Here is a 12,310-nt window from a genome sequence, read left to right on the forward strand (position 1 = left end):
TGATTTGTCGGAGGTAAGGATATAAAGGAGGGATGAACTTGAAGAGAAGCATCATTAGGTTGGGAGCAGTTTGTGCAACTGCTTTGTTTTTGGGGGCCACGATAGCGGAAACAACTATCAGCACAGTCAGCAACATTAGTTATGCCGAAACAATCGCGGCAATTCAGACAGAAAAAGGACGGTTCATATTTTCTGAGCCCTCGATTGATGAAGCAGCATCCACGATCCAATGGGAGTTAACATTGACCAAAGCGGTTAGTTCAGAAAATGTTACCAGCCATCTGCTTATTAGTTTCTCAGATTTTACTGGGATGTCATTGAAATCCGTAACCGATGCGAGTGGCGATCAATTATTTACAGAACAAGATGGTGTTTACTTGGTTGGCGAAGATGGACAGGCAGCAGAGGAACAACAGGTGATTGTAATCGCTGATTTATTGGATGATGCAACACAAGCAGGAGTAACTGTTCAACCACAAATAAAAGAAACTACCACAATGATCACCGAAAATAAAGATATTATGGAAGCTAAAATTACAGATACTGAACAAACTTCGGAAACCTACGATCTTTCCTCAGACAGCGGCAATCGCCTAGAAACCGAAATCCCAACCAATTTAACAGCAGATGCGAAAACTGATACTACTAAGGAATCGATTGTAGATGAAGAAGTAAAGCAATCGTCGACAGAAGAATCTAAGAGTAATGAATTAGCATTCACGCAACGTCAGAATTCAGTTTTAGCAGATGCGGTTAAAATTAGTACAGTCAGTAATTGGGCAGAACTTAAAAGAGCAATCAATGATGGGGCTACGGAAGTTCGGGTAACAAAAGATATTGGACCACCATCAAACAACTGGAGCCAAAAAGGAGAAATTTCGATTGTACGTCCTGTAAAAATCATTGGTTGGAAGGGTGACGAAACTAGCGGGGAAGCAGTTAACCGGGATTTGGATCCTACCTATAATGATGGCAATCGTAGAGTTTCCTTTAATGCTAGGCCAGAAGGGGAGCTAGCATTTGATACAGTTACTTTGGGAATGAACACCTTTAACATAAATGCGCTAGTAATTGGAAGTGCTAAGAAGGTTATGTTTAACAAAGTGACTATAACCCCGCCGTCAGCCAATGGTGCTCGTCAGCCAATGGTAGGTTCAGGGGCAGAGGAGATTGTTGTTAAGGACTCCAATTTAATTTCTATCTACTGTGATTATGGCAATGTCAACAGAGCGCTATTTGATGGAATGGCAAAGGTAACTATGAGCGGCAACAACACTTTAACTGGTTATGGTAATGATTTCACTGTTTTTGATAATGTTGGAAGTGAAGTTTTATTCGAAGAAGATTCTAAGTTTGTTGTAAAAAATGGAGCAGGTACTCAGGGAAGTGCTCATCATATATTTTGGTTTGGTAGTTTTGATGGTCAAAACAAGATGACTTTCGAAGGAAATACCTCAATTGAAATGGATCGAACCAATACAAGTTTTGTTGGAGGAAACAGTTTAGTAACCTTGACTTCAGATGTAGCAAGTCTCACCCCTAAGAATGTAGCGAACACAGCAAGGTTAAATTTGTCTAGTGGGAATTTTGCGGATAGCTTAGATAGTAATGATATAGCGTTTAAATCAATAAATTTAGATATGACTCAATCAACTGGAACATTCGCGAAGGGCTCTAAAGTAACATTCGATCAAGTAACAGCAGAAATTAATATCCAAACAGTAAATCCTGAAATGAAATTTGTAGAAGCAAGAGAATTTTTAGTAACAAACAACTCCAGTATTACTACCCCTGATGGAGGCGGCCAAACCTTTCGATTGTATTATACGGAGGTCAGCAATAGCAAAATGACCGTTGACGGTCAATCGAATATTGATATTGATGGTGAAGACACCGTAGTTTCTGATGTTGAAACTCCCGTACTAGCAATCATCGATTTTTCTCATGGAAATAATTACGACAAAACTTCCTCCGAATTGACTATTGATAGTTCAACTATTTCCCTCAAAGGAAGATCCTATAATAGTGGAGATGATGGTAATAATCAGGAAGGACTGATTGCTATTAAGCAACAGAGATCTTCCATTAATGTAATAAACTCTAGTAAAGTAGATCTGAAAAATGATTATGGGACGGCCGTTTTCATGCGTGGAAACGAAGGACAATTCAACATCAAGGATCAATCGGAATTTAACGTTGTGTCTGGATCGGGAATTGATCCTAGGATCATTCCTGATGAAGGTGGCAGCAGATTCAATGCTGAAGAATGTTTTCCTGGTATACGTCTATTCGGATACTCTGGCGGAACGGGAGATGCGAAAGGGAACTATAAGTTTAATATTGATAACGCCTCTTTTGTATTGACTAAAGAACAAGGGAATTTTAAGTCGGCTGGTGTTCGCGTAGGCGGGAATAGTAATCAAATTAATGTGACCAACAGCGGTGCTTTTGAAGTAACACATAAAGGCAAGGGCAGCAACGAGGGGATGGACCCCAAAGGTGAAGGTGATCTTGTAGCTGTTCAGTTTGACAATATCCAAAACGAGGAATGGAATCAAGCCAGTTTTACGTTAGGTCGATCTGGTGTGGCGGATAATAGCCGTGTGCTAATTGATGCTAAAGGCGGTGCGGCCATTCATGCTGGCAAGGGTCAAGGAGAGGATCACGGGATCATTTCTGTTACGGCAAATCCTGGAACGAATTTCATCGCTCGCGGAAACACGGCAGGGGCAGGAATCTTCAATGCTGCAAGTGATCATGGTGCCCAAGGAATATTAAAATTCAAATTAGACAAACCTGCTAATTATGAAATTCAAAATTACAACGTCGACGGTGACCTATTAGGCGCTTATCATGAAGGTTCGGAATTAGATGCGATTAATATTTTGACATCGCTTTGGAAAACTGGGGCAGGTCATGCAGAAAAGCCAACTGACATTATTTCTAGAAGGGACTATAAACTGTCTGGAAGTGAATTTAAAGCTGCTGATCCAGAGGAATTCGCTAACGGTATCAACCAATATTCATATATGAAATCGCAAAGTGATATCCAGGCAAGAGTGACAGACTTCTATCAATCGACCAATGCTGATAGCAGTATTTTTGCCAAAATAGAACTTCCAAAACGTGATGAAGAGAATCATTTTGAAACTAGTAAAGATGAACATGGAAGAACAGATTTCGTTTATGAAGCGGCTAGTTCAACCAACATAGGTGCATTAATCGTTCACTACACGGATCAAGAAGATCAAAAAGTAACAACCTTAGTGAATTCTTTTAATCAAGGAGGATCGGGAGTCGGCTGGGCACCACAAGACGCCAATATCCGCATTGATTTAGGAGCTGGAAATCATTTGAAGCCGGGGACAACGATTGAAATACTTGGTTCTTGGTATAAAGGAATGAAGGGAATAGCTGATACGTCTGAACCGGGTGCTAGTGAATATGGAGACTATGCAGCTGATGATTTATTGGGTACGCAGCAAACAGTAGATGTTTTACCTCCTGAAATAAAGGTGACTACTGAAGAAGTAAAAGCTGAGGCAGATTCTACAATAGCAGGAACGACTGAGCCAGGTGCAAAAGTTGCTATCTATAGTAGTGATTATACCGAACTAGGCACAACCGAAGCAGCTGAGAATGGTGCATGGACTGCAAAGTTGGATCTCACAAATCTTGAAAAAGTTTTTGTCTACGCCCAAGATACTTCGGATTTAACAGATGTGACCTTAATTGATGACGGACCAGTAGGGAATCTATTTGGAGATCCGCAGTCTATTAATAAAGATCAAGGAAATTGGACACTGGATTATGGAGAAACGATTCCTTATCACGATATTTCCTTAGTACCAACAGCTTTTGAAATTCAACTTGCATCTGTGCTTAAACTGATGCAAGTTCCTAACCTTGACTATGGCTCTCGGACTGTTAATGAGCTGGCAGCCGAGAATTTTACAGCCCCAATCGATCAAGTGGAAAACAAGATCGTTGTTTATGATTCAACTGCCAATGCCAATTGGGAGGTTCAAGTTTCGACAAAACCTATTTGGGATGAATCATCACCAGCCATCGCAAAAAGTCTTGATTTGCTGGCACTCTATGGAGAAGCTGATCACACCTACCTTAATGAAGGGACTGTTGTTCTTGATAAAGCAACCGCTGCCCAATCGAACAACAACTATTCCTCTGACTGGTCAGATGATCAGGGAATCCTGTTTGAACTGAATCCTGCTTTGGGGCTCGGAACTTACAAGGGAAAAGTTGAGTTTGTACTAAATGATGGACTCTAAAAAAAGGAGAGGATGTAGCGAAGAATGAAAAAGCTTTTAATTGTTATCATCGGTATTTTTTCAGTCAGCTTTTTGTCACTGCTTCCTTTAACGGGTGAAGCCTCAAGTCAACGATCCTATGTGCATGTGCAGCTGGTAGATAATACAGATGAATTGCCGGCAGCCGGAGACGGCAATTCATCTGGAACTGGCAAAACCACGTTACCGCAAAACGGCTCTGCGGCAGCTTCGGAGAGTAACAAAAAATTGCCGCAAACCAACGAAGTCATTGGCTATCTAGCTGCGTTGATGGGAACGCTGTTGTTATTGGGTGTAGTGATCATCCTGTTGGCAAGGAGGAAAGCAAATGAAAGGTAAAGGATTCGGTGCTTTAGTTGCTTTACTCATCTGCAGCATTTTTTCTCCTGTGAGTGCCTTAGCCAATGGCGGTCAATCCTCTACGACTATCACGATTTTGCCGCAGCCGATTGAGGTTATGTCGGTTACGAATGTAGACTTTGGTCTGGTTGGCACAAATGATGGGGTAATAACCTATCAGGCGTTGGATGATTTTTCGGTAGTAATCAGGAAAAATCAAGAGACCTCAGCTGATTGGAAATTGATGCTGATTTCTCAGCCTTTTACTAGCGTGGAAGGTCATCAGCTGGAGAATTACGAATACACATTAGGTGCAGGTCAGGTAGAAGCCGATCAAGAGTGGCTTCCCATAAATATCTGCAGTGAAGTAAAACGCGTCGATGCAGTATCAACCAGTGAAGCAACTGAGGTCGTACGTTTAACGGATCATCAAGGAAGCGGGACGATTACTTATCGCGTGCCTAAAGAAAATATTTCCCTGATGGTCAAAGAAAACAACCAATTAGGCGATTATTATGCGCCGATGGAATGGGCAATACAGGATGTTTTATAAAATGGATATCAAATGAACTTGATATAAATAGAAAAATGGAGGAATTTAAATTGAAAAAAATCAAACTGTTCGGTTCAATGTTAGTGTTAATGGCGATTGTGGGGGCTGCTGCTCCAGCGAGTGCAGCGGTAGTTGCAGGTGGAGAATTAGATTCTGATACAACGATTACGATTAAAAATATTGAGGATGAAAATCACGATGATTACGACAAACTTCAGTTGTTGCAAGTTCCATCGGAGTTTAATTACGGCCCACATGCAGTATCTGCGGGTACAATCAGTGCTGATGCTACAGTTACAGGAGATGCTAAAGTAATGGATACTCGCTTTATTACAGGTGAAGATAAAGCGCCAGTTGGAACAACCCTAACTAATCGTGAGTGGGAATTATCTGCTAGTTATACACAAGCAGATTTAACAGCGTCTAATACCTTAGTATCACTTGACGTTACTATGGGAGATTCTACAAATGGAGAGGCTACTGGTACTTTAGCAACTCTTATTGATGGAGATACTGTACCGGTTGTCACTGTTCCAACAGGAGTGGTGGGTAGTTATGTGTTTAAAGAAGGTGGTAAAGACGGTCAGATTAAATCAAATATGAAGATAACTGACGCAAATGCAGGTACTTACGATGGCACGATCACATTCGAATTAAACGACACAATATAAGCTCATAGCACAACCTTTAAGAGAACTAGTCTTCTAGTTCTCTTGGTACATATTTGGAGGACAGGATGAAAAAAATAGGTAGAGTTTTATTCGTTATATTGATTGGATTAATCGGCAGTGTGAACGTATATGCAGAAGATGCTGCTGACGACGGAGTGGGCTATTCGGTTCGGGCGATGCTCCCTGAGAATCAGCGGGATACCGGACGCTCCTTCTTTGATTTGCGAATGGCGCCAGACCAAGAACAAGTCATTCAAGTAGAAATCAGTAATGAGAGTGATGAAGCAGCAACTTACGAGATTCAATTAAACAATGCATTTACCAACAATAATGTCATTATCGATTATCAAAAAACGGAGAACCCAGTTGATGAAACCTTAGCTCAGCCCTTCGACACAATCGCTAGTGCTCAAAACCAAATCAAACTTCCCCCAAAAAGCCAGTCCATCATCGATATTACCTTGAAAATGCCGGCAGAAGAATTTGATGGCATGAACCTTGGCGGCATTCGGGTTTCAAAAGTTAGTGACAACCAGCAGGCTGAGAATAGTGTCAGTGTAGCTACGGCCTATGTGATTGGTGTCATTCTGACTGAAAACGATACGGTTGTTAAACCAGATATGCAATTGAAGAAAGTCACTGCGGATCTTAGAGGATTCAAGCCGCAGTTTGTAGTAAACTTGCAAAATCCACAGGCCATGAACATTACAGATTTAACGATTGATGCGCAGGTCTATCGCGCAGATTCAGACGATGTTGTCAAAGAAGCCAAAACGACGGATCATCGGGTAGCCCCGAATACAACCTTCAATTATTTCATTCCAACAGATGGAGATCCGATGTACCCTGGTGATTATCGTCTCAATATGGTGGCCGAAGATCAAAGCGGCAATCGTTGGGAGTTTGATAAGATATTTACTGTTACAGATGAGGACGCTGACCGGATCAATAACGATGCTGTCGGAATTACCGTTGAAAGTAATAATCGCTGGCTGTTCATTGCCTTAGGTATTCTTAGTGGAATTATTTTAATTCTAATCATTTACTTGATCGTCACCCGCCGCAAGAAAAATCGCAAAGACGGAGAGACAGTTTAATACAGGAAAGAAGAAAGAAGGAGATAACCAATGTGTCGAATTTTGTTATTAACTAAGTGCTGTTTTGCTGAGCAACAGATCGAACAACAAATTCGCTTGTTAGGTCATGAAGTCTTTTGTACAAATTCACTTTTAGAAATGCTTATGCGTGGTACAGTACCCCAAGAGTTGTTAAAGGAATTCCAAATTGTGCTGCTAAGCGATACGATCACAGATAAGGAACGGGGGCGTGTGTTACTTCTTTTAGGAAATCACGTGGACCTGATTATTCAAAAAACTGATGCTTCATTTTCCGAAGAAGAACTGGATAAGCAGAAGATATCTGGAGTCAAACGATTCTTGTCAAACGAGCCATCAACGGAAACGCTTCGTGAAGTATTAAGTGTTCCGAATGCAATGAGTACAAAATCGTTGAACAACCGAGTTGTCTTAATGACAAAAGCCATACCCTATAATGAGCAGGAATTGTTAGAAAATGTTTCTCTATCCCGTTTAGAGAAAGCAGTTTTCCATTGTTTGTTAGAGGCAGATGGTACTGTTTATTCGCGAGATGAACTTTGTGAGATGATCTGGCATTCAAAACCGACGAATTCCAATCAATCTCAGTTATCTGGCTTAATCAAACGATTAAGAATTAAGCTTGAAATAGCTGGGCTGGACGGCAGTTGTTTGAAGACTTTATGGGGTAAAGGATATATACTGGAAAAAAATTTGTTTCCAGAGATGCCAGGTGTGGAGACAGAGGTTCCCGCACTTGCTGCACAATAAATAGTTGTTGGTATAAAGAGCATCCTTGTTTTTTGACAGGGATGCTCTTTATATAATAGAAGGAATTTATCTTGGTCTAGCCCTATCCACGAAAAATTAATAATAGTAAATGAACAATAAAAGAGCTCTTTACTATATTTAGGTGATAGTAGAGAAGCAATTTCCAGATTTGATCGTGCCAGCTACATTAGTGGCGTAACCATTAATGTAGCCGGGGGAAAGACTAGAGGCTAAAATAAATTTATCCTGCGAAAATTCTTCAAACAGAAGAAATTTTCGCAGGATTTTTTGGTGTGTTGCGAAAAAGAGGCATTGCTTGAAGAAGTAAAATGACAAATTGCATAGGGAGAGGGAGCAGACGGAGAAAGGGCAGACGGTTTTTTTTCAGCAGAGGAAGGACTATTGCTTAATGTGCAAACGCTCACAATCTTGTGATAAGTTATTAATCATTGATTAATAACAATTATAAATACAAATAATTTTTAAGGTAGAGGACCATGAGCAGATCAGTTAACTTCGTGAATTTGTGAAACGTGAATTACTGATCAATCTCTTTTGGTTTTATAAAAAATCTGATTTCTTGAATTTCACCTAAAAAATGTTGCGTTATTTTAATACCTTTTTGGTTTTTCATATTATAAAGGTCAGTGATGAAGAAAGCCTGTTGAGAAGCCGTCTATCACCTTTTCTATAGGGGTTTCGGCCGCTGTAACATATGTTCCAATACATACAAAAGGTGCAAAAAGATAAAAGAAAGCGTTGACATGTTTTTGGGCCGTGTTATACTAAGGGTGTCTTAAGCATATGACAGTTGAGTTGTCATATGACAATTAAATGGAGGGGTTCAAATGACACTGTATGGAAAGCTTTTAGAGAGAGAAAGAAACAATGACCCAATTAAAGTCGGAGTAATCGGCGCAGGGCAAATGGGTTTTGGAATGGTCGCACAGATTTCGACAATTCCGGGAATGGCCGTGACCGGCGTCAGCGATATTCACATTGATGCAGCCAAACGTGCAGCCGATGCCTACAACGCAAGTGCAGAAAAGAAAGTCGACATTTTAACCAGTTCAGATTTTAAAGAAATTATTCATTCCGATAAAGTGGAAGTAATTGTCGATGCAACTGGTGTACCTGAAGTTGGGGCGCAAATTTCCTTAGAAACTTTGTTAGCTCAAAAGCATTTAGTTCTCTTGAACGTAGAAGTGGACATTACCATTGGACCTTTGATGAAGAAAATGTATGATTCAGCGAATTTAGTTTATACCGGATCTGATGGCGATGAGCCAGCAGCAACCACTGAATTGTTCGAATTTGCGAAAAGCATGGGGATGGAAGTCTTAGTTGCAGGTAAAGGGAAGAACAACAAACTGCAAGTTAGCGCAAATCCAGACACTGCTCAAGCAGAAGCTGATGCGAAACATATGTCTAGCCACATGTTAGCCGCTTTCCAAGATGGCACGAAGACCATGGCGGAAATGAACTTACTATCGAATGCGATCGGATTTGTTCCTGATAAAGTGGGAATGCACGGAATCAGCGGCGACGTAGATTCAGTTGTGAAAGATTTAGATACGAAAGAAAATGGCGGTGTCTTAAGCAAATATGGCGTCGTTGAATACGTTGATGGTTTAGCACCAGGAGTATTCGTGATTGTAAAAGGCCAAAACGAAGGCGTGCAGCATGAATTAAGCTACTTGATGAAGAAGGGCGATCGTGATCATCACATTCTTTACCGTCCATATCACTTAGCAAGCTTGGAAACACCAATTACAATTGCGAAAGCGGTCTTGAATCATGACCATGCGATCGTTCCAATGGGTGCTCCAATCTCTGAAACAGTCGCAGTTGCGAAGAAAGACATTAAAAAAGGCGAAAAAATCGATGGTATCGGCGGCTATTGTGTCCGCGGTGTACTGGAAACTCATGAAGACATGGCGAAAAATGGCAATGTGCCAATTGGTTTAGTTGGCGGATCATCGGTTGCAAAACGCGACATTAAAGATGGCACCTTCTTAACGTATGATGACATTGAGATTGATGAATCAACTACGGTTTATCGTTTACGTAAATTACAAGATTCAACGTTTGGTGACTAAGAGTAATCATTAAAGCAGATGGGGGGCGCCCCCTGTCTGCTTTTGGAAAGGAACAAACCTATGAGTGGATTCGTAATTTTTTTCATTGGACTAATGCTGCTGCAAAGCGTGCTAAGTGTTGCCCAAGTAAAACAGTATCAAAGCTTCATTAAAAAGGTTACAACGGAGCAGGCTGGAACAGACTATGATTTTTATACGGAGGTCGTTAAAGGCCGCGTGATGAGAACAGTGGTTGCAGTTGTTGTGGATAAAGACGGCAAAGTGATTCAATGCTATTGCTGCAGTGGGATGACCGTCTTTGCTAAATTCAAGGAAGATTCGTCGTATCAAGGAAAGCATTTGGAAGAGTTTTACAGTAAGAAGGTTCAAGAAAGTCAACTGTCGAAAATTGAAGAAGCGTTGTCGAAAATCTACTCACGTAAGTTGGAAGCGATTACCTAAAAGGAGGAAATTAATATGAAATATATTGAATGGGCAGGAAGAAACTTTATTGGGTTGTTTGAAGCCGGCGGGGAACAGTTCATGGGCTACATGACCGGAATTATTCCTTTGCTGATTGTGTTGCTAACTTTCACTTACTCAGTTATCTCATTTATCGGGGAAGAACGTGTTGACCGGGCGATTCGCTATTGTTCTAAATACATGATTTTACGCTATACATTAATGCCGATTTTAGCAGTACTAATGCTGACTAACCCGATGGCTTATACGTTTGGAAAATTCGTTAAAGAAGAAGAAAAACCAGCCTTTTATGATGCAGCTGTGTCTTTTGTCCATCCCGTTACTGGTTTATTCCCATATGCCAATGCAGGTGAATTATTCGTTTATCTGGGGATTGCGAATGGGGTAATGGAGGCTGGCTACAACCAGTCCAGTCTAGCGGTTCGTTACTTCCTAGTTGGGATCGTAGTTATCCTGATGCGTGGGATTGTAACTGAAACGTTGACGAAATTCATGATGGCCAAAGAAGCGAAAAAAGCGAACGCATAAAAAAGGAGGAAGCGGCATGTATAAAACAGTCTTTGTAAAACCGGGTAATAAAGGTTGGGGTGTTGGTTTAACCTTAGTACCGAATGAAAAGAAAAATAAAGTTGTATCAGTTACTGGCGGCGGCATCCATCCGGTGGCGCAGCAAATTGCCAACTTAACTGGCTGTCAAGCTTGTGACGGCTTTAAAAATCAAATTCCAGAGGATGAAACCTTATGTGCAGTCATTGACTGTGGCGGGACAGCTCGTATTGGGGTTTATCCAATGAAACGTATCCCAACGGTGGATATTTTACCTTCGTCACCTTCTGGACCTTTGTCCAAACATATTACAGAAGATATCTTCGTTTCTGGGGTTCGTCCAGAGGATGTAACGTTAGTCGAAGATGCTAATTTAGAAGATCGTCAAATGGCTGGAGTAGATCATGCTCATGCCAGCTCAGCTGAATCGGCAGCAAAAACAGAAGCGATTCTTACGAAGCAAGAAGAAGGTCGCGAATCAGAAACTGAGTTTAAAGAACGCTATTCGAAGATTAAAGAAGAACATGCTCAAGAAGTGGCGAAAAAAGACGGCATTCTGGTTCGTTTCTCTCGTGCCATCGGTGGAGTTATGAGTACCTTCTATCAATCTGGTCGTGATGCGGTAGATATGCTATTGAAAAATATCATTCCATTTATGGCCTTTATCAGTATGATGGTAGGGATTATCAACTACACTGGTATCGGTGACTGGTTGGCTGAGGTGTTGTCACCACTAGCAGGCTCACTGCCAGGGATGATTGTCTTGTCACTAATTTGTACGATTCCTTTCATGTCACCAATCTTAGGACCTGGTGCGGTAATTTCTCAGGTAATCGGGGTACTAATTGGTACGCAAATTGCGAACGGTTCGATACCAGTGCAGTACGCATTGCCTGCCTTGTTTGCCATTAATGCTCATTGTGGTTGTGACTTTATCCCGGTTGGTTTGTCACTAGGGGAAGCAAAACCTGAAACAGTAGCGATCGGTGTTCCGGCAATCCTTTATGGTCGGATGTTAACTGGGTTTACTGCAGTAATCTTGGCTTGGTTAGCAAGTTTTGGTATGTATTAAAAAGAAGTTGAATGGGAGCGAATGAATAAATGACAAAAACAAAAATTGTAGAAATCGGCAGCATGGTACCAGCTTTTGAAGAAGAACAGTTAATCATCCTCTTTGGACCAACAGCAACTGCTGAATTGAGAGATATTTGTGTGATTCATGAATTTGAAGATACACCAAAGGATGCATTAAAAGTTGGTGGAAAAATAAAATTCGGAGATCAAGAATTTACAATTGATGAAGTTGGCTCTCAGGCGAACGCAAATTTTGAAGAATTGGGACACATTTCCATCTACTTCCGTAATGAAGCAGAGGAAGTACTTCCAGGCGCGATCATCGCAAGCCCTGGCGGATTTCCAAAATTTGAAGTTGGCGATACAATCGAAGTATTGTAATTTGCAACGACCT

At 41.1% G+C, this 12,310-nt stretch carries 11 protein-coding genes; all 11 read left to right on the top strand.

Annotation, left to right across the window (positions count from 1 at the left end):
• The first annotated feature begins 38 nt into the window (after positions 1-38).
• The 11 genes from JZO70_RS09655 to JZO70_RS09705 all read left to right on the top strand — a co-directional run bounded on the left by JZO70_RS09655 (position 39) and on the right by JZO70_RS09705 (position 12,297).
• On the top strand, positions 39-4,289 hold the full coding sequence (locus JZO70_RS09655; protein WP_207673354.1) for an Ig-like domain-containing protein: 4,251 nt from the start codon (positions 39-41) through the stop codon (positions 4,287-4,289).
• Between the two features lie 24 nt (positions 4,290-4,313).
• The gene (locus tag JZO70_RS09660) at positions 4,314-4,646 is read left to right on the top strand and encodes an LPXTG cell wall anchor domain-containing protein (protein WP_207673355.1); all 333 of its coding nucleotides are present in this window, start codon (positions 4,314-4,316) and stop codon (positions 4,644-4,646) included.
• Entirely contained in the window at positions 4,636-5,199 is a 564-nt protein-coding gene (locus JZO70_RS09665) for a WxL domain-containing protein (protein ID WP_207673356.1), read from the top strand. The genes JZO70_RS09660 and JZO70_RS09665 overlap by 11 nt, the downstream gene beginning before the upstream one ends.
• Before the next feature lie 50 nt (positions 5,200-5,249).
• Entirely contained in the window at positions 5,250-5,870 is a 621-nt protein-coding gene (locus tag JZO70_RS09670; RefSeq protein ID WP_207673357.1) for a hypothetical protein, read from the top strand.
• Positions 5,871-5,935: 65 nt separating this feature from the next.
• On the top strand, positions 5,936-6,967 hold the full coding sequence (locus JZO70_RS09675) for a WxLIP family cell surface protein (RefSeq protein ID WP_207673358.1): 1,032 nt from the start codon (positions 5,936-5,938) through the stop codon (positions 6,965-6,967).
• A gap of 30 nt (positions 6,968-6,997) precedes the next feature.
• Positions 6,998-7,735, top strand: coding sequence for a helix-turn-helix domain-containing protein (locus tag JZO70_RS09680; RefSeq protein ID WP_207673359.1), 738 nt, complete (start codon positions 6,998-7,000; stop codon positions 7,733-7,735).
• Between the two features lie 848 nt (positions 7,736-8,583).
• Positions 8,584-9,834, top strand: a complete 1,251-nt coding sequence (locus JZO70_RS09685) for an NAD(P)H-dependent oxidoreductase (protein WP_207673360.1) — start codon at positions 8,584-8,586, stop codon at positions 9,832-9,834.
• A gap of 60 nt (positions 9,835-9,894) precedes the next feature.
• Positions 9,895-10,275, top strand: a complete 381-nt coding sequence (locus JZO70_RS09690; protein WP_207673361.1) for a transcriptional regulator GutM — start codon at positions 9,895-9,897, stop codon at positions 10,273-10,275.
• A gap of 15 nt (positions 10,276-10,290) precedes the next feature.
• Positions 10,291-10,824, top strand: coding sequence for a PTS glucitol/sorbitol transporter subunit IIC (gene srlA, locus JZO70_RS09695; protein ID WP_207673362.1), 534 nt, complete (start codon positions 10,291-10,293; stop codon positions 10,822-10,824).
• A 16-nt stretch (positions 10,825-10,840) separates the two neighbouring features.
• Positions 10,841-11,914, top strand: a complete 1,074-nt coding sequence (gene srlE / locus JZO70_RS09700) for a PTS glucitol/sorbitol transporter subunit IIB (protein ID WP_207673363.1) — start codon at positions 10,841-10,843, stop codon at positions 11,912-11,914.
• 29 nt (positions 11,915-11,943) lie between these two features.
• Positions 11,944-12,297: a PTS glucitol/sorbitol transporter subunit IIA gene (locus tag JZO70_RS09705; RefSeq protein WP_207673364.1), complete on the top strand. Its 354-nt coding sequence runs from the start codon at positions 11,944-11,946 to the stop codon at positions 12,295-12,297.
• Positions 12,298-12,310: the final 13 nt, after the last annotated feature.

The organism is Candidatus Enterococcus moelleringii (assembly GCF_017377575.1).
Classification (GTDB): Bacteria; Bacillota; Bacilli; order Lactobacillales; family Enterococcaceae; genus Enterococcus_A; species Enterococcus_A moelleringii.

Coding starts and splice junctions, on each gene's coding strand:
- JZO70_RS09675 (WP_207673358.1), top strand. CDS start 5,936: ATGAAAAAAATAGGTAGAGTTTTATTCGTTATATTGATTGGATTAATC.
- srlA (WP_207673362.1), top strand. CDS start 10,291: ATGAAATATATTGAATGGGCAGGAAGAAACTTTATTGGGTTGTTTGAA.
- srlE (WP_207673363.1), top strand. CDS start 10,841: ATGTATAAAACAGTCTTTGTAAAACCGGGTAATAAAGGTTGGGGTGTT.
- JZO70_RS09665 (WP_207673356.1), top strand. CDS start 4,636: ATGAAAGGTAAAGGATTCGGTGCTTTAGTTGCTTTACTCATCTGCAGC.
- JZO70_RS09690 (WP_207673361.1), top strand. CDS start 9,895: ATGAGTGGATTCGTAATTTTTTTCATTGGACTAATGCTGCTGCAAAGC.
- JZO70_RS09680 (WP_207673359.1), top strand. CDS start 6,998: ATGTGTCGAATTTTGTTATTAACTAAGTGCTGTTTTGCTGAGCAACAG.
- JZO70_RS09705 (WP_207673364.1), top strand. CDS start 11,944: ATGACAAAAACAAAAATTGTAGAAATCGGCAGCATGGTACCAGCTTTT.
- JZO70_RS09685 (WP_207673360.1), top strand. CDS start 8,584: ATGACACTGTATGGAAAGCTTTTAGAGAGAGAAAGAAACAATGACCCA.
- JZO70_RS09660 (WP_207673355.1), top strand. CDS start 4,314: ATGAAAAAGCTTTTAATTGTTATCATCGGTATTTTTTCAGTCAGCTTT.